Origin of the sequence: Phenylobacterium sp. (assembly GCF_036264965.1) — a bacterium.
Taxonomy (GTDB): Bacteria; Pseudomonadota; Alphaproteobacteria; order Caulobacterales; family Caulobacteraceae; genus Phenylobacterium.
This window is the reverse complement of record NZ_DATAPY010000063.1, coordinates 1-15,620: the sequence shown is the minus strand read 5'-3', so window position 1 is coordinate 15,620 and position 15,620 is coordinate 1. Positions and strand designations below refer to the sequence as shown.

Genomic DNA, 15,620 nt, shown 5'->3' with positions numbered 1-15,620 from the left:
GCGAGACGGGTGAGGCAGTCGCGTTCAAGTGCTGACTCAGACTTCCTCACCCTGGCCGCGATGCGGCCTGTCACTCCCCGGCACGGGGAGGGAAGAGATCACCAGATCCGAACCCGCTGGTCCGGCGCGACGTACAGCTTGTCGCCGGGCTTCACGTCGAAGGCGGAGTACCAGCCGTCGATATTGCGGATCGTGCCGTTCACCCGATAGACGGCCGGCGAGTGCGGGTCGGTGGCCAGGCGCTGGCGCAGGGTGTCTTCGCGGATCTTCTCACGCCACACCTGGGCCCAGCCCAGGAACACCCGCTGGTCGCCGGTCAGGCCGTCGATCACCGGCGCGGGCTTGCCGTGCAGGCTGGCGTGGTAGGCGTCGAGGGCGAGGGAAAGTCCGCCCAGGTCGCCGATGTTCTCGCCCATCACCAGGCCGCCCTGGATATGCGCGCCGGGCAGGGGCTCGAAGGCCGAATACTGGGCGCCCAGGCGGTCGGTCTGGGCCTTGAACTTCGTCGCGTCCTCGGCGGTCCACCAGTCGGTGAGCAGGCCATCGCCGTTGGACTTGCGGCCCTGGTCGTCGAAGCCGTGGCTGGTCTCGTGGCCGATCACCCCGCCGATGCCGCCATAGTTGATCGCCATGTCGCCGTCCGGATCGAAGAACGGCGGAGCCAGGATCGCGGCCGGGAAGACGATCTCGTTGTTGGAGGAGTTGTAGTAGGCGTTGACCGTCTGCGGGGTCATGCCCCACTCGGACTTGTCGACCGGCTTGTTCAGCCGCGCCACGTCCCTATGCCACTCAAAGGCGCCGGAGCGCATGGCGTTGCCGTAGAGGTCGTCGCTCTTCAGCACCAGCTTGGAATAGTCGCGCCACTTGGCCGGATAGCCGATCTTGACGGTGAACTTCGACAGTTTCTCCAGCGCCTTGGCCTTGGTCGGATCGCTCATCCAGGGGAGCTTCTCGATGCGGGCGTGGAGCGCGGTGTGGATGTCGCCCACCAGGGCGTCCATCTTGGCCTTGGCCGACGGCGGGAAATAGCGGGCCACATAGACCCGGCCCACGGATTCCCCGACCATCCCGTTGGTGAAGGCCACGGCGCGCTTCCAGCGCGGCTGCTGCTCCGGCTGGCCGGCCAGCTCCTTGTTGCGGAACTGGTAGTGGGCGTCGACGAAGGGCTTCGACAGATAGGGCGCCGCACCGTCGGTGAGATGGAAGGCCTGCCAGGCCTTCAGGGTCTCCAGCGGGGTGTCGGCGTAGATCTTGGCCACCTTGGGGAAGGCGGTGTTGGTGGTCACCACCACGCGCTTGACGCCGGGCAGGTCGGCGGCCGCCAGGTACTTGGCCCAGCCGATGCCAGGGGCCAGCGTGTCCATCTCGGCCGGGGTGGCGGGATTGTAGGTCTTGTCGCGGTCGCGCCGCTGGACGCGGGTCCAGGAGGCCTCGGCCAGCTGGGTCTCGAAGGCGACGATGGCCTTGGCGTTCTCGGCGGGCTTCGGCCAGCCGGCCAGCGTCAGCATCTGCTCGACATAGGCCTGGTACTTGGCCTTCTTCTCGGCGAACGAGGCCTGCAGGTAGTAGTCGCGGTCGGGCAGGCCCAGCCCGCCGTTGGCCGCATGCACGGCGTATTTCTTAGGCGCCTTGGCGTCGATGGTGATGCCCACCGGGAAGATGGTCGCAAAGCCGGTGGAATTGGCCTTGGCCATCAGGCTTGTGAACGCCGCCTTGGTCTTGGCGGCCTTGATCTGCGCCAGCTCCGGCTGGATGGGCTTGGCGCCCAGCTGGTCGGCCAGGGCCTCATTCATGAAGGAGGCGTAGGCCGCGCCGATCTTGGCGGCGTCCCCGTTCTTCAGCGATTGGGGGTCGCTGAGCTTGCCCGCCGCAGCGTCCATGTCGATGGCGTGGGCGCGGTTCTCGGACAGCACCGAGAGCTTGTCGAAATTGCCGAAGCGGGTCCGGTCGGCGGGGATCTCGGTGCGCGCCGCCCACTTGCCGTTGGCGTAGTTGAAGAAGTCGTCGCCGGGCTTGATCGAGGTGTCCATGCCGGAGACGTCGAAGCCCCAGGTCCCGTACTTCGGCGTCGCCAGGTCGGCGGCCGGCACCGGCGCCTCGTTTGTCCCTTCAGGCATCCGGACAGTCGTGGTGCGATGCCCCTTAAGCGCCTGCGGGGCCGCCCACGCAGGGGCCACGCCGAACGCGGCGACCGCGGCGGCGGCGAGCAGGATGTTTCGGCGAGCGGGGATCATCGGCGTCTCTCTGATGCGCGGGATGGGAGCTGGCAGGGTTGGTTCCTGCCGTGCGCGTCAAGAAACGGGGAATTCTGATCCTGCGCAAGCTTCCTTTCCCGCGTAGCGGGAGAGGGGGACCACCCGCCGGAGAGCGGGTGGTGGAGAGGGAGAGCGGGTGCGCAGAGCTTGAGGCTTGCCCTTCCCACCATCGGCTCTTCGGCCAATGGTCCCCCCTTCCCACAAGTGGGAAGGGAAGGGCTTAAGCCTCTTCCGGCAACAGCCGCTCGTAGTTGCGGCGGATGACGCCGTAGCACTCGCAGGCCAGCTGCTCGAGGACGCCGCGGTCGACGATGTCGACGACGCCGCGGCGATAGCGAATCGCGCCCTTGGCCTGCAGGGTGCGGGCGACCGCAGTCACGGTGGTCCTTTGCACGCCCAGCATGTCGGCCAGGAACTCCTGGGTGAGCGCCACCGTGTCGCTGGAGATCCGGTCATGGCAGGTCAGCAGCCAGCGGCAGAAGCGCGCCTCCACCGAGTGCAGGGCGTTGCAGGCCACCGACTGGATGGCGTGGCCGTAGAGCGCCTCGCTGTGGCGGTCGACCACGTCGCGGATCCGCGGACTCTTGTCCCAGGCCTCGTGCAGCTGCGCGGCGCCGATCCGGGCGGCGCGGGTGGGCGTCTGGACGATGGCCCGCGACAAAGACTGGCGCGGCGCGACGGCGGCCATCAGGCCGAGCGCGCCCTCGCTGCCGATGGTGGCGCTTTCGATCGCCGCGCCGTTCTCCATCAGGGTCATCAGCGAAATCACCCCGTCGTGGGGGAAGTAGACCACGTCGATCCGGTCGCCGGGATCGTAGAGCAGCCGCCCCCGCTCGAGGTCTATCTGGGCCAGGTGAGGGGCCAAGAGCCCATAGTCTTCGGGCGACAACGAAGCGAGCAATCGGTTGTGCACCTGGGTGAGGAGCCTTTGCATCGGGGAATCGAAACGTCGCCGTCCGGCTTGGGTTTCAAGTTATCGATGCGATTTGCTCTGGACTGTCGAGGACTCGACACTTCAGCCAGGAGAAATGGCAAAAATCAGAAATACTTCGAAGAAATGATGAAACTGCAGAGATTTACAGCCATCTGCGACCTGCTGTGGGTGTCGGATGGTCGACGTTCAAATAGCTGAAGACATCCACGCGCGCCCTGCGCCGACCAGATTCACTCGGCCTCGGCCTGATGTCGCTCGAATCACTATTCGAGTGTGCGTCGCGATCCGATCAAAGCGACTAGTGAAGGGTGGCTTGCGCCCGGCCGGTCATCTCAAGCAATTTCAGCGGCGCCGCGCCCCAGGCGACTTCCCAGGCGAACTTGGTCAATCCGACGCCGGAGATCCACACCTCGGCCTCGACGCAGTCCATCCTCAGCATGGTCAGCTTGGGATCGTGTCGGCCTTCCGGCAAACAGGCCGCGACCGCCGCGTTCCAGCAGCGCGCCATGCGCCGCCGGTCGTCCACCAGACTCAGCGCTCCGCCAATGGAGGCCATCAGATCGCCGTCCTGGAAGACGAAGGCGCAACTGCCGCCATCGCCGATGCTCTGAACCATCTCGGTGTCGGTCCGGGCGATGAACCACAGCCGTTTGCGCCGCCGTTCGACGAAGGCCAGCATCGGCTGGGCGTGCAGCCCGGACTTGGTGAGCCCCAGCATGCCCATGCGCTGCGCGGCGATCGCGTCCCATAGGCGCTGAAGTATGGCGTCGCCGCCGTGCACGACCTTGTTCATGGACCCCGCCCCGATGTTGTCCTGGCGCAGATCGCCGTCTCTCGACGGACGACGCTGCCGCGCCAGCCCCGTTCCCGCACTCCCGTCAGTGCGTCGCAATCATTGCCGATGACACCCAGCCGCGATTGCCGTTTTCGTCGTCGACTTCCCACCAGATGCCGTTTTTCTGGCCGGTGGGATAAACCATGTCGCCGATCTTGAAGCTGCGCACCTGCGCCGCCTGCGGCGACGGCGTTTTGCGCATCACGATCGCCTGTTTGACCGTGTAGGCCTGGATGCCGGCCGCCTGGCTCGCCTGCTCGCCGGTCGGCGCGTCCTTCTGCATATAGTGGACGAGGTCGACGAAGGCGTTGAAATAGGCCGCCGTCACCACCTTGCCTATGTCGGTGTTGGAATAGCCGCCGCCGGCCAGGGCGGCGAAGCCGCTCCAGCCATAGCTGCCGCCGCCGGCGCCAAACGAGATGTCGGTCTTCTGGGCGGTTCCCTCGGCCACATAGAGCTGCTCAGTGGAGCGGGCGTCCACCAGGGTGATCAGCGCCTGGGCCTCGGAGCGCTTGGTGCTGATGCTGCCGGCCAGCGCCCCAAAGCCCCCCAGACGGCGCCCGAAGCTGTTACCCACCCCGCTCAGATTGTTGCCGCCGGCATTGGCGTTGGAGTTGGCCAAGTCCGGCACGATGAAGAAGTCGGCGCCGGCGACTTGGCCCTTGCCGATGTTGGAGCCGCGCCGCAGGTCGCCGCTCGCGCCCAGGGCGGTTTCTTCGTTGCGCATGGCCAGGCCGGCGTTGCGGTCGACGATCCGCAGGCAGTTGGAGCGGGAGGCGAACAGCTTCAGCAAGGTCTCGGGATTGGAGAGGCCGAGCCCCGTCCACCAGTCGCGCTGCGGCTCCTTGATCGCCGCGCGGCCCAGCGGCTTGTCGCACTGTGGCAGTTCCGGCGTGCCCTCGGGCTTCTTCTTGTCCGTGCCATACTGAGCGGACGCCGGCTGGGCGCAGAGGACGGCGGCGAGGCCCACGGCGCTGGCGAGTGACGAAAGTCTGCGCATCCTTGCCCCCCGAAAGCCGATCAAAGTTAACCGCGGCAATCTATACCTCGCAGGGCGCTGCTTCAATTGAAGTCGCCCTTGGGGCGAGCAGACATCGGACGTTTTTCCCTTCGCCGAAGCGCAGCGTGGCCTTGAGCGTCGCCCAAGGCGACCTTAAGTGTGCCGCCCAAGGAGATCGTATGTTCCGATATCTTGTCACCGCGTCGGCGGCCCTGGCGCTGGCCGGCCCCGCCGCCGCCGCGCCGGTCACGCCGCCGAAGATCGCCATCGACAGTTTCGCCCAGCTGCAGACGCCCTTGCCCTATCCCTACAACGACGCGGCCGACGCCAACGCCAACGCCGCGGTCGCCCGCGCCAAGACGCGCGCCCGGGCCGAACACAAACTGCTGCTGGTGGACCTGGGCGGCAACTGGTGTGGTGATTGCCGGATCCTGTCGGCGTCCATGGACCGGCCGGAGTTCAAGGCCTTCCTCGACAAGCACTACGTCACCGTCCTCGTGGACGTCGGCCGTTTCGACAAGAACCTGCAGGTCCCCGCCCATTGGGGCATCACCGAGCGACTAGAGGGCGTGCCGGCGCTGCTGGTCGTCGATCCCACGACCGACAAGCTGCTGGACGGGGGCCGCGTCTCGGCCCTGCAGGACGCGCGCAGCATGACGCCGCAGGCCCTGGCCGACTGGCTCGCGCAGTGGGCGCGTTAGACCCTTCCCGGTTCAGGTGTTTCCACCTGAACCGGACGAGAAGGGTCTATCTTCAAAGGTTTAGAGCGTGTCGGACGGGTGAACCGGCTTCCACTTCACCCTGACGCGCTCTAGAAGCCTAACCCGTCAGCCAACGCCGCGGATGGCGCCAGCCCAGTTCGCGCACCTCGCCCTGGGCCAGGCCCAGAACCTTCATCTTGGCCTCCGTCAGCGCGCGCACCGCCTGCACCGGCTCCTCGCCGCCGACCGGGCTGGACGCCACGCGGCCGGTGCGTTGCGCCCAATCGACGGCGGTCCATTCGGCCTTGCCCTGGTCCTCGTGACCGACAGCGAAGTAGTGGCGCAGGGCCTTGGGCTCGCCGGCGATCTCCACCAGCACCGCGATCAGCCACCCTGCCGCCATTCCTGCCTCCTTGCTGAGCGCGGGTGGCTTAGCGCGCCTTCGCAACGCCGCGCGAGTTGAAAGCGCAGGGCAGGGCCCATAAGCTGGTGGCTCAAGAGGAGGAGAATTCCCCATGGCCGAGACCCCGGAAGATCCCAAGACCACCGACGGCCCGCGAGCCCGGCCGAACCAGAAGGACAAGGGCACGGTCGTCAACTCGGCCTTTGGCGAGAAGATGGACGGCCATCTCTCCGACATCGCCGACGGGGACGACAGGCGCAGGACGCACGCCGCGAAGGTCGATGACGGGAAAGCCCACCCGGGCCAGATCGACAAGGGCAAGGTCGTCAACACCGCCTTCGGTGAAAAGATGAGCGGCGGCATCGCCGACATCACCGACGGCGACGACTAGATCCGACTGAATTTCGAGCCGGCGGGGCCCAGGCGCCCCGCCGCGCCTTGCAAGCTATCGTTTGTCGTAGACCACCTTGCCGTCGACCACGGTCAGCACGGCATGGCCCTTGGGGATCGCCGCCTCCGGCGCGGTCATCAGGTCGACCGAAAAGCCGGAGAGGTCGGCGCGCTTGCCGACGCTGATGGTCCCCAGATCCTTCTCCGCGAACCGCGCATAGGCGGCTGACGCCGTGAACAGCTTCAGCGCCTGGGCGCGCGTGAGCGCCTCTTCCGGATGCCAGTCGGCGTTGGAGAAGCCGCTCAGGTCCTTGCGCGCCACCGCCGCATAGAACTCGATCAGCGGCGCCCCACGCTCCACCGGGGCGTCGGAGCCGCCGACCACCACGGCGCCGGACTTCAGCAGGCTCTGCCAGGCATAGGCGCCTTTCAGCCGATCCTTTCCCAGTCGCGCCGGGGCGAAGTGGAAGTCGCCGATGGCGTGGCTGGGCTGCATGGAGGCGATCACCCCGTCGGCCTGGAAGCGCGGGATGTCGACCGGCCGCAGGATCTGGGCGTGCTCGATCCGCCAGCGCGCGGCTCTGCCCTTGGCGGGGTCGGCCTTGAAGGCCTGCTCATAGAGGTCCAGCGCCGTCGCATTGCCGCGGTCGCCGATGGCGTGGGTAGAGACCTGGATGCCCTTGGCGAGGGCCTGGCTCAGATAGCCGGCCATCACCTTCGGCTCGGTGATGAAGGTCCCCTTCAGGCCCGGCGCGTCGGAATAGGGCTCGAACAGGGCCGCGCCGCGCGAACCGAGCGCGCCGTCCATGTAGAGCTTGATGCCGCGCGTGGTGATCCGCCCGTCCGGCGTGGCGCGCGGCCCGCCGGCGAACAGCGGCCCGGCCTCGGCGGCGTCGACCATGTTGTAGACCCGCAAGGTCGCCTCGCCGGACTTGTCGAGTTCCTCCATCAGCGCCACGTCGGGCCAGGCGACGCTCATGTAGTGGATGCCCGTCCAGCCGTAGGCGGTCTCGACGCGGAACGCCGCGCGATAGGCGGCCAGTTTTTCCTCGCGGGTCGGCGCATGGTGCACGCCGGCCACCAGGCGCATGGCGTTGTCCACCAGCATCCCGGTGAGCTTGCCGTCCGGCCCTTTCAGGATCTGGCCGCCGGCGGGGACGGCGGTGGTCTCGTCAATCCCGGCCGCCTTCAGCGCCGCCGTGTTGGCGGTGAGCGCATGGCCGTCGGCGCGATGCAGCAGCACGGGCACGTCCGGCGCAACGGCGTCGAGGTCCGAGCGCTGCAGGAAGCGGCCTTCCGGCCAGCCGGTCTCGATCCAGCCCACGCCCTCGATCACGCGGACCCCCGGGTGCTCGGCCATATAGGTCTTGAGCCGGCCGGTGACCTCGGCGGCCGACTTGGAGCCCTCCAGGTTCAGCGTCAGTTCGCGCTTGCCGATCTCGCTCAGGTGGGCGTGGGCGTCGGTGAAGCCGGGGAAGAGCGCCGAGCCCTTCAGGTCGATCACCTGGGTCTTGGGGCCGACCAGGGCCTGGGCGCCGGCCTTGCCGCCGGCGTAGGCGATCCGTCCATGGCTGACCGCGACGGCCTCGACCTTCGGCTTGGCGTCGACCGCCGTGTAGATCGGCCCGCCCCAGATGACGAGGTCGGCGGCGGGGGCCGCTGCGGACGCCGCCAGCGGGGCGGCGAGGGCGACGGTGGCGAGAAGGCCGAGGGCGAATGTGCGCATACGGCCTAGCTAGCCCCGCGCAGGGCTGGCGGCAATCGGCTGCTGCATTCCTTCGGCGTCTCGCGGAGGGTCGATGCTACGCCGATTTCACGAAAGCCACGATTGTTTGCGTCACCCCCGGCGCCAGCGGACGGCCGGGATCGGCGTAGGTCGCGATATTGCCGGCGCGGTCGTTCGGCGCGCTTTTCAGGACGTGGTTCATGCCCGGCACGATGACCAGCCTGGCGTCGGGCCGCGCCGCCGCCAGCAGTCGAGCGTCCTGCACGGAGACCTGTACGTCGTTGTCGCCCTGCAGGATCAGGACGGGCGCCTTGACCGCCGCCAGCGCCTTGGCCGGATCGAGGGTCAGCTGGGAGATGAGATAGGGCTGTACGCTGGGCCGGAACAACGCTTCCAGGCCCGGAATATTCGCGATCTGGCGCCCATGCTCCAGGTCCGTCAGACCCGTTTCGATCTGGGCCATGAGCGGCGGCGGCAGGTTCTGGGCGGCCAGTTGTTCGCGGATGACCACGCCGAACGGGCGGCCCGCGCCGGACACTTCGATCACGCCGCAGGTCTCGATCTTCTGCGCCGCCAGGGCGGCGACCAGCGCACCCTCTGAATGGCCGAGCAGGATGACGCAGGTCACCCCCGGCTGGGCCTTCAGGAGGCGCGCGAACAGCACCGCGTCGTCGATGGCGGTGGTGAAACGCATGTCCGCCTCGCGCACCGCCGCGGGCGCGCTCTTGGCGATGGCGCGCTTGTCGTAGCGCAGGCTGGTCACGCCCGCGGCCGCGAGCCCGTCGGCGATCAGCTTGAGGTTGGCGGGCCTGACGCCGGGGACCGTCGAATTGCCGTCGCGATCGGTGGGCCCCGAGCCGGCGATCAGCAGCACCGCCGGCCCGGGCCGGGCGACGGCCGGCGCGAGCAGGGAGCCGTAGAGCGGCGCGGCTCCGCCATCGACAGTGACTTCCCGTTCCATACCCTTCGCGGTCCCCTCCTCGGCGTGGGCGGCGCTGGCCAGAACCATGGCCATCGTCAGCATCGCCACAGTCAGGCAGGCGATCCAGATCGTCAGTCTGCGCAACATCATCGTCGTCCCCTCCGGCCCTGGCGGCCGGCTAGCGGCGGGTGCGTGAAGCGGGCGGCGCCGGCGGAGCCGGCGGCGGCGGGACTTGGCCGGCCTGGGCGGCGCTCACCAGTCCCAGCAAGCCGCCGGGGTTCATGGCGTCGACCATGGCGCTGGGCATCAGGATGGTCGCCCCGCGTTCCTTGGTGGTCTCGTAGATGATGTTCATGGCGCGCAGCTGCAGGGCCGCCGGGCTGCGGGCGTAGATCTCCGCGGCCTCGACGAATTTCTCCGCCACCGACAGCTCGGCCTGGCCCAGGTGGATCCGCGCGGCGGCCTCGCGCTGGGCCTGGGCCTCGCGGCTCATGGCGTCCTGCAGGGCGTCGGGCACCCCGATGTCGCGGATCTCGACGCTGATGGCGGTGACGCCCCAGTCGGCGGTCTTGCGCCCGATCTCCTCGCGCAGCAGCTCGTCGCCGTGCTTGCGGTCGGAGAGCAGGGTGGAAAGCAGGGACGAGCCGACCATTTCCCGCAGCGAGGTCTGGGCCACGCGGCTGATCGCCGAGCGATAGTCGGTGATCTCCAGCGCGGCGCGCTCGGGATCGTGGATCTGCCAGAACACCACGGCGTCCACATCTACCGGCACGGTGTCCTTGGAGAGCGCCTGTTCGGCGTTGAACTCGGTGGTCTGGATGCGCTGGTCGAGCCAGGACGACACGTCGTCGATGACCGGCACGATGAAGAACAGCCCCGGCCCTTTGACCCCTTGCAGCTTGCCCAGCCGCAGCACCACCGCGCGCTCCCACTGGTTGGCCATCTTCATCGACATGGGCGTCAGCACGCCCAAGAGGAGCAGACCCCCGCCCAGCCAGAAGTAGAGACTGAACCCGCTGCGAACCCCCTCCTGGAAGGAGAACGCCGCGAAGCCGACGAGGACGACGGCGATCAGCGTCGCCAGCCCATTGCTCCCGCGCCGGCGAAAGCTGCCGGCGGGGAAGGTCACGCCCGGAATGTAGGCGTTGCTCATCTTAGGTCTCCTTTTGCGCGGCGAGCGCCGCGATGCGATCCGCGAGCGCCAGGGGGTCGACCCCCAGAGCAGCGGCGGCGGCCAGGGTCTGGCGCGCCAGGTTCTCGGTTTCCCGTTCGTGTTCGTGGCCCTGCATGGCCGGCGGCGGCACAGCCACGAAGCTGCCGCGCCCGCGCACCAGCTCCAGCGCGCCCAGCCGTTCCAGCTCGTCGTAGGCGCGGCGCACGGTGTTCAGGTCGACCTTCAGGGCCACAGCCACCTGGCGCATGGTCGGCATCTGGTCGCCGGGGCTGAGCACGCCGGCGCCGATCGCGCGCAGGAACTGCTCGCGCAGTTGCACATAGATCGGGACGCCGGAGTCCCCCAGCCGCAGCGCGGCCAATATTTGCGCCTGTGTATGCATACACTCATACAATACGCCGACGACGAGGGCTGTCAAACGGTGTTTGGTAGGCGTGACACCTCTCCCTCTCGGCTTCGCCGGGGGAGAGGAGATCAGCCCTGCGGGAAGCTGAGGTTGGGCTGGGCGGTCCAGGGATCGACCTTGGTCCGCGGCGCGGCGACTACCAGCCGTCCGCCCAGGCTGGAACGGCCGATGCCGTCGACTTCGTAAAGACCTTCGAAATTGTCCTTGGTCTTCACAGTCTGGGCGAGCGCCTTCAGCGTCTGTGGGTTCGCCATGGCCTCGGCCGCCTGCTGCAGGCCGGTGTCGCGGGCGCCGGCGATCACCACGATGTGGTTGCCGGACGGGCCCTGGAAGGCGGCCACGTAGCCGTAGTCGCGGCGGCTGGCGTCGCCCTGGCTCGGCCCGCCCTCCTGGCTGCGGTAGATGTGACGGGTCGGGCCGTCCACCAGCTCGTCATAGGTCTCGCCGACCGAGAAGCGCGAGGCGGCGAACACCGGATTGCGCAGCACGCCCAGGCCGCTCAGGTATCCGACATAGACGATGTTGTTGCGCTTCAGCATCTCCGGCGTCAGGTCGGAGGCCATCACCACGCGCACATTGTCCGCATGCGCCGCGCCCGCCGACAGCAGGGGCGCCACGCTGCGCAGGGCGAACGCCGCGCCGACCGGCAGGTAGTAGAGATCCAAGTCGCGGTAGCGGCCCATGGCCTTGGGATTGTCCATCAGCCAGTCGTCGAGGTCCGACGCCGAATTGATCGAATATTGCCGGATCAGCCGGTCGACGCCGGCGGCCTCGTCGATCTCGCCGAAGATGTAGTAGTCGCCGATCACCAGCAGGGTCGGCGTCGGCGACTTGAGGACGGCGCTCCATGGCGCGGCCCTCTGCGCCCGGGCCAGGGGCCGCTCGGCGCCATGGGTCATCCAAAAGGCCGCCCAGGCCGCCAGGTTCAGCAGGATGAGAGCCGCGATCCCGGCGATGACGTAGGCTCGCATCGAGCGCGCGACGATCGGCGCGGCCGGCGGCTCGGCGGCCCGCGGCTCGGCCACCATGCGATACTCCCCCTTGGGGATCGTCAGCCGCACCGTCTCGTCGCGGCCAGGGCCGGCGTAGAAGTCGTCGAGCTTGCGGCGCAGACGGTGCACCGCCACCCGCACCGAGGCGTCCTGCGAGCCGTCGAAGGCGGACGAGCGGCCGAACACCGCGGCGGCCACCTCGAACTCCTTGGGCCGCGCGCCGGCCACGGCGCATTCCGCCAGGAAGTCGAACAACCGGTTCTGGCCGTCCGAACGGCCCAGCGCCTGGCGCGCCCGCAGCCGCGCGGCCAGCTCGGCGATCTCGTCGCCTGCCTGCTCCCTGGCCGCCTCGGACAATGTAACTGTAACCTTATGTAACCCCTGAGAGACCGTATTTAACCGGACACGGACCCAGTTGGCAAAGTATGGCTTCCGACAGTGAAAATCCGGGGGACTCCCTTGAAACGCCTTCTCACGCTCGCGGCCTGCGCCGCCCTTCCCGTGTCGCTGATGCTTGCCTGCTCGCCGCAGAAACCGGCCGCGCCCGCCAGCCAGGCGAAGTACAACGTCGACGCGTTGGACATGAAGGAGTTCATGGGCCACGTGGTCGACCCGGCCTCTTTCGCCTACTGGAAGGGCTCGGGCACCGAAGAGACGGGCAAGGGAACCAAGGACCTGACGCCGACCACCGACGAGGGTTGGGAGTCCATGGAGACCGCCGCCGCCGTGCTGATCGAGGCCGGCAACGCCCTGCAGCTGCCGGGCCGCCCGCGGGCGCCGGAAGCCGATTTCGACAAGTTCGCCCAACAGCTCACCGCCGAGGCGATCCTGGCCAAGGCCGCCGCCGAGAAGCACGACAAGCAGGGCGTCTACGACGAGGGCGCCAAGGTCTATCTGATCTGCACGGCCTGCCACAAAGAGTACGTGATCGACCCGGGCATCAAGGCCAACGGCCCCGCCCAGGGCAATCCGCTGCCCGACTGGCCGGCCGACATCAAGGCCAAGCAGGGCAAGTACGAAGCCAAGCCGGCGACCTGACGGCCTCACCCAGGAGACCCCTCATGCACAAGACCGTCCTCGCCCTCGTCGCCGTCGCCGCCCTGGCTCTCGCCGGCCAGGCCTCCGCCCACGCCCGGCTGATCACCGGCTCGCCCAAGAACGGCGCCACCGTCGCCGCGCCCAAGGCGCTGACCCTGCACTACAGCGAAGAGCTGGTCCCCGCCGCCTCGAGCGTGAAGGTCGCCGGCCCCGGGGGCGCGGCGGTGGCCACCGGCCCGATGGCGCTCGACAAGACCAAGCGCGTCGTGACCGTGCCCTTCACCGGCTCTCTGGCCGCGGGCGCCTACAGGGTGAAGTGGCACATGAAGACCGAGGACGGCCACGAAACCGACGGCGACTTCGGCTTTACCGTGAAATAGGCTCCCCAGCGGAGCCAGAACGGCGGAGGTGCGTTCCGGCTGGGCTCGAAAGGGGAGCTGACCCAGATGACCGAACGCGCCGCCGCCCCGAATCCGGACGTCAAGCAGCCGGAGCGGCCGAAGCTCCTGCAGGTGCTGGGCCCCGGCCTGATCACCGGCGCGTCGGACGACGATCCCAGCGGCATCGCCACCTACTCCCAGGCCGGCGCCCAGTTCGGCTTCGGCCTCAGCTGGGTGATGCTGTTCTCCTGGCCGCTGATGTGCGCCATCCAGGAGATCAGCGCGCGCATCGGGCGGGTCACCGGCCGCGGCATCGCCGGCAACCTGAAGAAGCACTATCCGACCCCGGTGGTCGCCTCGATCGTCACCCTGCTGGTGATCGCCAACGTCATCAACCTGGGCGCCGATCTGGGCGCCATGGGCGCGGCGCTGAAGCTGCTGATCGGCGGGCCGCAGCTCGTGTACGCCGCCCTCTTCGGCCTGGTCACCGTGCTGCTGGAGGTGTTCTCCCGCTACTCCCGCTACGTCTCGATCCTGAAGTGGCTGACGCTGTCGCTGTTCGCCTATGTGGGCGTGGTGTTCGTCGTCCACACGCCGTGGGGCGAGGTGGCCAGGAGCCTGGTGATCCCGCAGATCACCTTCACCCCGGCCTACATGACCGTGGTCGTCGCCATCCTCGGCACCACCATCAGCCCCTACCTGTTCTTCTGGCAGGCGGCGGAGGAGGTCGAGGAGGTCAAGGAGCGGACCGACGCCAAGCCGCTGGAGCGCGCCCCCGAACAGGCGACGGCCGAGTTCAGCCGTATCCGCTGGGACACCTACATCGGTATGGGATTCTCCAATGCCGTGGCCCTGTTCATCATCCTGACGACGGCGGCCACCCTGCACGCCCATGGGATCACCGACATCCAGACCTCATCCCAGGCCGCCGAGGCCCTGCGCCCCATCGCCGGGCGCTTCGCCTTCACGATCTTCGCCATCGGCATCATCGGCACCGGCCTCCTGGCCCTGCCCGTGCTGGCGGGCTCCTCGGCCTATGCGCTGGGCGAGACCCTCGGCTGGCATGTGGGCCTGGCGCGCAAGCCGCGGCGCGCCAAGGCCTTCTACGCCGCCATCGCCGTCGCCACGCTGTTGGGCGTGCTGCTCAACAACAGCCCTATTGACCCGATCAAGGCGCTGTTCTGGAGCGCGGTGATCAACGGCGTGGTCGCCGTGCCGGTGATGGCGCTGATGATGCACCTCTCCAGCCACAAGGAAGCCATGGGCGATTTCAAGCTCGGCCGCGGCCTGAAAATCGTGGGCTGGCTCTCCACCGCCGTGATGGCCGCCGCGGCGATCGGCCTCTTCGCGACCTGGGGAAAGTAGCGCCTAGGCCGCGCTGGCCTTCCGGAACACCTCGTTGGCGTGGCGCCAGGACACGGCCTTCATGAAGGCGTTCACGTAGTCGCCGGCCTTCGCGCCATAGTCCATGTGATAGGCGTGCTCATACATGTCGAGCACCAGCAGCGGCGCGCCGTTGGCCACGGTCTGGGTATGGTCGGAGGCCCAGCTGTTCACCAGACGCGCGTCGTGGCGGCTGTAGGTCAGGATCACCCAGCCCGAGCCGCCGCCCAGCGCCTTGCCCATGCCGGAGAACTCCGCGGCCCAACGGTCGAGACTGCCGAAGTCGCGTTCCACGGCCTGCGCCAGCGGCGCGCTGGGCGCTGCGGACGGCCCGAAGCCGCTGAAATAGACCTCATGCAGGATCATCGAGTTCCAGGCGATCAGCTCCTCGCGCTTCAGCCCGTTGACCTCGAACACCGGCGCGCTGGCCGGATCCAGCTTGCCGAACTCGGCGCGGATGGCGCCCAGCCGCTTCACGGCGCCCACGTAGTTGTTGTCGTGGTGGCTCACCAGCAGCTTTTCCGAGAGCCCCGGGACGGCCTTCGGGTCGAAGGGCAGGGGCTGTTGGGCGAACCCCGCCGCGGCCGGCGGCGCGGGCTGGGCCACGGCGGTCGCGGCGGCGGCGGCGACCGCTGCGCCGGCGAGGGCTGCGCCGCCGAGCAGCATACGGCGGTCGAGGGTGGGTTCAGTCATGGGGTTTCTCCGTGGACAAGGTCGGGGCTTCTCGGCGGCGCGGCCGCTTGGCCGCGGTAAGCCGCTTCAGTGTCGTTTCGGCCAGCGCCTCCGGCGCCTCGTCCGGAATCGGAAAGACCGAACTGACATTGATCTCGCAAAGTACGTAGCTGTCATCTCCCAGCGGTGTCCTTGGCCCGAGCAGGAGGTCGGCGTCCCAGATCACCGGCAGGTCGTCCGGGGCGATCCCGAGCCGGCGCGCCAGGCCTGGGGTCCAGTCCCGCTCCATGAGCGCGCGCAGGCGCTGGAACCGCGCATCGTCCGGCCCGGAATAGAGCCTGGGCCCGGCGGGTCCCGCCTCGCGCGGCGCCAGGGCGCGGACCAGCTGACGCCCGAACCCCGCCACGCG

17 protein-coding genes are annotated in these 15,620 nt (G+C 68.5%); 5 read left to right on the top strand and 12 right to left on the bottom strand.

The features are described from left to right. Positions 1-98 precede the first annotated feature (98 nt). The 4 genes from VHS75_RS08765 to VHS75_RS08750 all read right to left on the bottom strand — a co-directional run bounded on the left by VHS75_RS08765 (position 99) and on the right by VHS75_RS08750 (position 5,024). Complete coding sequence (locus tag VHS75_RS08765; protein ID WP_329638230.1) at positions 99-2,234, bottom strand: M13 family metallopeptidase; 2,136 nt, start codon at positions 2,232-2,234, stop codon at positions 99-101. 241 nt (positions 2,235-2,475) lie between these two features. Then, positions 2,476-3,189, bottom strand: a complete 714-nt coding sequence (locus VHS75_RS08760; RefSeq protein ID WP_329638229.1) for a Crp/Fnr family transcriptional regulator — start codon at positions 3,187-3,189, stop codon at positions 2,476-2,478. 298 nt (positions 3,190-3,487) lie between these two features. Then, entirely contained in the window at positions 3,488-3,982 is a 495-nt protein-coding gene (locus VHS75_RS08755) for a pyridoxamine 5'-phosphate oxidase family protein (RefSeq protein WP_329638228.1), read from the bottom strand. A gap of 85 nt (positions 3,983-4,067) precedes the next feature. Next, entirely contained in the window at positions 4,068-5,024 is a 957-nt protein-coding gene (locus VHS75_RS08750; RefSeq protein WP_329638227.1) for a CsgG/HfaB family protein, read from the bottom strand. Positions 5,025-5,203: 179 nt separating this feature from the next. Here VHS75_RS08750 and VHS75_RS08745 point away from each other — a divergent pair, with 179 nt between their 5' ends. Continuing rightward, positions 5,204-5,725, top strand: coding sequence for a thioredoxin family protein (locus tag VHS75_RS08745; RefSeq protein ID WP_329638226.1), 522 nt, complete (start codon positions 5,204-5,206; stop codon positions 5,723-5,725). Between the two features lie 118 nt (positions 5,726-5,843). On the opposite strand, the gene VHS75_RS08740 is transcribed toward VHS75_RS08745, so the two are convergent. After that, a complete protein-coding gene (locus VHS75_RS08740; protein WP_329638225.1) occupies positions 5,844-6,128 on the bottom strand; it encodes a hypothetical protein in 285 nt (94 codons plus the stop codon). Between the two features lie 112 nt (positions 6,129-6,240). Between VHS75_RS08740 and VHS75_RS08735 the strand changes: the two genes are divergently transcribed. Continuing rightward, complete coding sequence (locus VHS75_RS08735; RefSeq protein WP_329638224.1) at positions 6,241-6,519, top strand: hypothetical protein; 279 nt, start codon at positions 6,241-6,243, stop codon at positions 6,517-6,519. Between the two features lie 54 nt (positions 6,520-6,573). Here the strand turns inward: VHS75_RS08735 and VHS75_RS08730 are convergent, their stop codons facing one another. The 5 genes from VHS75_RS08730 to VHS75_RS08710 all read right to left on the bottom strand — a co-directional run bounded on the left by VHS75_RS08730 (position 6,574) and on the right by VHS75_RS08710 (position 12,095). Next, entirely contained in the window at positions 6,574-8,244 is a 1,671-nt protein-coding gene (locus tag VHS75_RS08730; protein WP_329638223.1) for an amidohydrolase, read from the bottom strand. A gap of 76 nt (positions 8,245-8,320) precedes the next feature. Next, complete coding sequence (locus VHS75_RS08725) at positions 8,321-9,316, bottom strand: alpha/beta hydrolase (protein WP_329638222.1); 996 nt, start codon at positions 9,314-9,316, stop codon at positions 8,321-8,323. Positions 9,317-9,344: 28 nt separating this feature from the next. Then, entirely contained in the window at positions 9,345-10,319 is a 975-nt protein-coding gene (locus tag VHS75_RS08720) for an SPFH domain-containing protein (RefSeq protein WP_329638221.1), read from the bottom strand. Between the two features lies 1 nt (position 10,320). Next, entirely contained in the window at positions 10,321-10,701 is a 381-nt protein-coding gene (locus tag VHS75_RS08715) for a GntR family transcriptional regulator (RefSeq protein ID WP_329638220.1), read from the bottom strand. A gap of 113 nt (positions 10,702-10,814) precedes the next feature. Next, positions 10,815-12,095: a hypothetical protein gene (locus VHS75_RS08710; protein WP_329638219.1), complete on the bottom strand. Its 1,281-nt coding sequence runs from the start codon at positions 12,093-12,095 to the stop codon at positions 10,815-10,817. A gap of 102 nt (positions 12,096-12,197) precedes the next feature. Here VHS75_RS08710 and VHS75_RS08705 point away from each other — a divergent pair, with 102 nt between their 5' ends. The 3 genes from VHS75_RS08705 to VHS75_RS08695 all read left to right on the top strand — a co-directional run bounded on the left by VHS75_RS08705 (position 12,198) and on the right by VHS75_RS08695 (position 14,521). Continuing rightward, positions 12,198-12,776, top strand: a complete 579-nt coding sequence (locus VHS75_RS08705; RefSeq protein ID WP_329638218.1) for a hypothetical protein — start codon at positions 12,198-12,200, stop codon at positions 12,774-12,776. 23 nt (positions 12,777-12,799) lie between these two features. Further along, positions 12,800-13,156 carry a copper homeostasis periplasmic binding protein CopC gene (copC, locus tag VHS75_RS08700; protein ID WP_329638217.1) on the top strand — a complete coding sequence of 119 codons (357 nt, stop codon included), beginning with the start codon at positions 12,800-12,802 and terminating at the stop codon, positions 13,154-13,156. Between the two features lie 66 nt (positions 13,157-13,222). Continuing rightward, positions 13,223-14,521, top strand: coding sequence for a divalent metal cation transporter (locus VHS75_RS08695; protein WP_329638216.1), 1,299 nt, complete (start codon positions 13,223-13,225; stop codon positions 14,519-14,521). Positions 14,522-14,524: 3 nt separating this feature from the next. Here the strand turns inward: VHS75_RS08695 and VHS75_RS08690 are convergent, their stop codons facing one another. Further along, complete coding sequence (locus tag VHS75_RS08690; RefSeq protein WP_329638215.1) at positions 14,525-15,232, bottom strand: Fe-Mn family superoxide dismutase; 708 nt, start codon at positions 15,230-15,232, stop codon at positions 14,525-14,527. Then, positions 15,225-15,620, bottom strand: a 396-nt coding sequence (locus tag VHS75_RS08685) for a hypothetical protein (RefSeq protein WP_329638214.1), incomplete at its 5' end; no start/stop codon positions are given. The genes VHS75_RS08690 and VHS75_RS08685, both read right to left, overlap by 8 nt.

Bases quoted from the DNA above. Each gene is read 5' to 3' on its own strand.
- VHS75_RS08725 (WP_329638222.1), bottom strand. From the start codon at position 9,316: ATGATGTTGCGCAGACTGACGATCTGGATCGCCTGCCTGACTGTGGCG.
- copC (WP_329638217.1), top strand. From the start codon at position 12,800: ATGCACAAGACCGTCCTCGCCCTCGTCGCCGTCGCCGCCCTGGCTCTC.
- VHS75_RS08745 (WP_329638226.1), top strand. From the start codon at position 5,204: ATGTTCCGATATCTTGTCACCGCGTCGGCGGCCCTGGCGCTGGCCGGC.
- VHS75_RS08735 (WP_329638224.1), top strand. From the start codon at position 6,241: ATGGCCGAGACCCCGGAAGATCCCAAGACCACCGACGGCCCGCGAGCC.
- VHS75_RS08695 (WP_329638216.1), top strand. From the start codon at position 13,223: ATGACCGAACGCGCCGCCGCCCCGAATCCGGACGTCAAGCAGCCGGAG.
- VHS75_RS08750 (WP_329638227.1), bottom strand. From the start codon at position 5,024: ATGCGCAGACTTTCGTCACTCGCCAGCGCCGTGGGCCTCGCCGCCGTC.
- VHS75_RS08755 (WP_329638228.1), bottom strand. From the start codon at position 3,982: ATGAACAAGGTCGTGCACGGCGGCGACGCCATACTTCAGCGCCTATGG.
- VHS75_RS08765 (WP_329638230.1), bottom strand. From the start codon at position 2,234: ATGATCCCCGCTCGCCGAAACATCCTGCTCGCCGCCGCCGCGGTCGCC.
- VHS75_RS08690 (WP_329638215.1), bottom strand. From the start codon at position 15,232: ATGACTGAACCCACCCTCGACCGCCGTATGCTGCTCGGCGGCGCAGCC.
- VHS75_RS08760 (WP_329638229.1), bottom strand. From the start codon at position 3,189: ATGCAAAGGCTCCTCACCCAGGTGCACAACCGATTGCTCGCTTCGTTG.
- VHS75_RS08720 (WP_329638221.1), bottom strand. From the start codon at position 10,319: ATGAGCAACGCCTACATTCCGGGCGTGACCTTCCCCGCCGGCAGCTTT.
- VHS75_RS08740 (WP_329638225.1), bottom strand. From the start codon at position 6,128: ATGGCGGCAGGGTGGCTGATCGCGGTGCTGGTGGAGATCGCCGGCGAG.
- VHS75_RS08730 (WP_329638223.1), bottom strand. From the start codon at position 8,244: ATGCGCACATTCGCCCTCGGCCTTCTCGCCACCGTCGCCCTCGCCGCC.